This window comes from Paenibacillus sp. FSL H7-0331 (assembly GCF_001956045.1).
Genome location: NZ_MRTH01000122.1, coordinates 1 through 2119 on the forward strand (window position 1 = coordinate 1; position 2119 = coordinate 2119).

General features: G+C 40.3%; 2 protein-coding genes and 1 rRNA gene. 1 reads left to right on the forward strand and 2 read right to left on the reverse strand.

Annotation, left to right across the window (positions count from 1 at the left end; translation table 11 throughout):
* A 5S ribosomal RNA gene (gene rrf, locus BK127_RS41975) occupies positions 1-86 on the forward strand; the annotation flags it as partial.
* Positions 87-147: 61 nt separating this feature from the next.
* Here rrf and BK127_RS41980 read toward each other — a convergent pair.
* Together BK127_RS41980 and BK127_RS41985 are read right to left on the reverse strand one after the other, a co-directional pair.
* The gene (locus BK127_RS41980) at positions 148-846 is read right to left on the reverse strand and encodes a polysaccharide deacetylase family protein (RefSeq protein ID WP_256711712.1); all 699 of its coding nucleotides are present in this window, start codon (positions 844-846) and stop codon (positions 148-150) included.
* A gap of 104 nt (positions 847-950) precedes the next feature.
* Positions 951-1763, reverse strand: a complete 813-nt coding sequence (locus tag BK127_RS41985) for a stalk domain-containing protein (RefSeq protein ID WP_076238551.1) — start codon at positions 1761-1763, stop codon at positions 951-953.
* Positions 1764-2119 lie beyond the last annotated feature (356 nt).

Sequence of the window (2119 nt, forward strand, 5' to 3'; positions counted from 1 at the left end):
TTCCCATCTCGAACACGACCGTTAAGCCCTTCAGCGCCAATGGTACTTGAACCGCAGGGTTCTGGGAGAGTAGGACGTTGCCAAGCACAATGAAGCAGTTGATCTCAGTGATCAACTGCTTTTTTGTATGGAAAAACATAACTTTTTCTATTTTTTGGTTCGAGCGATGAGATCAGTCACAGTGACAAATTGATAACCCTGCCTTCCAAGCTCCGGTAAAATTTGTCTAAGGGCTTCAACCGTTTGGCTGCAATCCCCCTGAAGATCATGGAATAATATAATATCTCCATTATGGACATTCGAGAGCACCGTACTCACGATTTTATCCACGCCTGGCCGTTTCCAGTCCTTTGTATCCTGATACCAGGACCACATCACAACGGTTAGCTTATCCTCCCCAGTTAATTGAAGCAACGCATCGTTATAGAATCCTCCAGGAGGACGAAAGACGTGAGGCATTTGTTCCGTTACATCAAAAATAATATCTTGAGTTTGACGTATTTCCTCTATCAGCTTCTCCGGTGGTACATTTTTCAAATAATGATGGTCAAAAGTATGATTAGCTATTTCATGCCCTTCATTTACCTCACGTATGGCGAGGGCTGGATACATTTGTACTCTTTTTCCTAAAACAAAAAAGGTTGCCTTGGCCTGGTGCGCTTTGAGCAGGTCCAGAATTTGTGGGGTATAAATAGGGTTAGGACCATCATCAAAAGTAATGGCAATCAGCTTTTTATCAGTTATTACATTCCAAACCACCTCACTGTTGGGATTGGCGGAGGCAGCTGTAGTCATTACTAATACCAAGATCAAAAGCAGTATTTTTCCAATCAATACTTTTATCAAACGCTCCACTCCTCTAAGTCTTAATAGCTTTTAGTTTGTCATGGACCCCTCGGATTATACAAAAAAAGAGTAATCGCTGGTTAGGCAATCACTCTCAGGAAAACTTAATTGTTCAAAATATATATTTTTACTTGCTGAATACCAAACTGAGCAGCTTTTATAGCGTTGTCCGGAACGTAGATATCGATCTTATTTCCTTTTACAGCATTGCCTGTGTCGGTAGCGGTCGCATACAAACCATCAGAGGGAAGACCATCGTAGTTATAACCTTCTATATATACTTTGGAGCCTAATGGAATAATGTTGGGATCGACAGAAATACTGCCGACGGCTAATGGATTACCAAAAAAATCTTTGCCTGCGTAGCCACCATTTTCAGCGGATGATCCAGTATAGGCGGTTGCAGTTCCATCGATGACCTTATAGCTCGGGGCATACCAAGAGGGAGCGTGATACTTGCCATCCTGATTTAATATCGCAATGTGATTCTGGGCGTCCCACTGTAGTCGGATACCAAGAGCATCTGCAAGATCACGTAAAGGCACATAGGTAGTTCCATTTATCAATTGGGGTGCTGAATCCAAGATTAGGGGGTTCCCGTTAGTTGTGGCTATGCTGGTACCCGTAGTAAAGGATACGGTGTGACCGCTTTTGGCTATGGTGATGTTTATTGATTGTTCTTTATGTTCCCAATTGATTTCATAATTGAGCTTCTGACTTAAAGTACGCACCGGGATTTGCAAGAGATGATTGCTATCCAGAAATGGCTGGGCATCAGGAAAAGTAACCAACTGTTCATTGATTTGTACCTTAACGTCGTTTGCTGATGGTGGGGCTGCATGAATACTACTTACCGAGGTAAAATAAGATAACAACACAACTGAAGACAATAAAAATAGCTTTGTAAAACGTCTCATTCAATTCCTCCGAATCTTTAAGTAGGGTAAACAGGCTTAAAGGACACTCTCAGATGGCATTTTTAAAAGTTAACACAAACAAGGAAATAGGACAATGTATAAAACCAACCAATAAATACCTGAAATTGGATTATTTAATGTTAATAACAAACTACACAAATAAATTTGAAAAGAGCTTGCAATTATCTAGACTGATGTGGTATATTGTTAATCCGGCCGCAAGATGGTACGGAAAACGAAATGACTTGAAACACTTTAAAAAAGTTAATGAAAAAAAAGCTTGCAATTGAATGAATGAATGTGTTATATTGATCAGGTCGCTTTTGACGGAATGTCGAAAATGATCGAAAAGAATT